This is a genomic window from Micromonospora sp. 15K316 (genome assembly GCF_004348525.1).
GTDB lineage: Bacteria > Actinomycetota > Actinomycetes > Mycobacteriales > Micromonosporaceae > Micromonospora.
On the sequence record NZ_SMKG01000430.1, the window covers coordinates 1 to 985 of the forward strand.

At 70.8% G+C, this 985-nt stretch carries 1 pseudogene; it reads left to right on the forward strand.

Annotated features, from left to right (window positions below):
• Positions 1–222 precede the first annotated feature (222 nt).
• Positions 223–985: pseudogene (locus E1211_RS32150) on the forward strand (replication initiator); the annotation flags it as partial.

The window sequence follows — 985 nt, forward strand, 5'->3', positions numbered from 1 at the left end:
GGGTGTGGGGTTCGGGCTGGCTGACCTTCCGCCCCGGCGCCGTAGGCAAGGCAGACCCTGGCCGGCACGACACACCCCGCCCCCGGCCGTCGTCGTCCAAGAATCGCCACGGGTGCTCTCGGCCCGACCATCGTGCGCCCGGCCGTAGTAACCGTCGAGCGCGTCACGCTGCCGCCTGGGCGACTCTCCCTCATCGGCCCCGCGGTGCCCCTGCCAGCTATCGCCGGCTGCGTCGAGCCGCAGCGACGGTTGGCGCCGCACGCGCACTTCGCCATCCGGGGCACCATTCCCCGGACGGTGCTGCGGCAGGTTGCGGCCGCCACCTATCACCAGGTGTGGTGGCCCCCTGCCGACGAGCAGGTCTATGCGCTGGATCGGCCGCCGGTGTGGGACAACAACGCGGCCGCCTGGGTAGACCCCGACACTGGCGAACCGCTGACCACCTGGGCTGACGCCCTGGACGCCCTCAACCTGCAAGCCGACCCCGAACCCGTCCACGTCGTCCGCTTCGGCCGGCAAGTCCACGCCGGAGGCGTCACCCCCGGCACCGTGCACGCCGAACGATCGATCGGCTACATCACGAAATACATCACCAAGAGCGCTGCCGATTGCCACAAGGCAGAGACGGACCGGCAGCGTGACCACCTCGAACGGCTCTGGCAGGAACTTCGGATCACGCCGTGCTCCGAGCGGTGCGCCAACTGGCTGCTCTACGGCATCCAACCAAAGAAGGCACACGGCAGGCTCCAAGCGGGCCGCTGCAAGGGCAAGGTGCACCAGCGGGCAACGCTCGGCATCGGCGGGTGCCGCATCCTCCTCTCACGTGACTAGTCCGGCAAAACCCTCGCCGACCACCGCGCCGACGCCCGCGCCTGGGTCCGCCGACTCCTCGGCGTCAGCGCCGGCGCCGAGGAAGCCGACCCCGTCGACCAGGACCACGCACCCGCCTACGCCTGGGAGATAGCCCGCCCGGACGACCCCGACA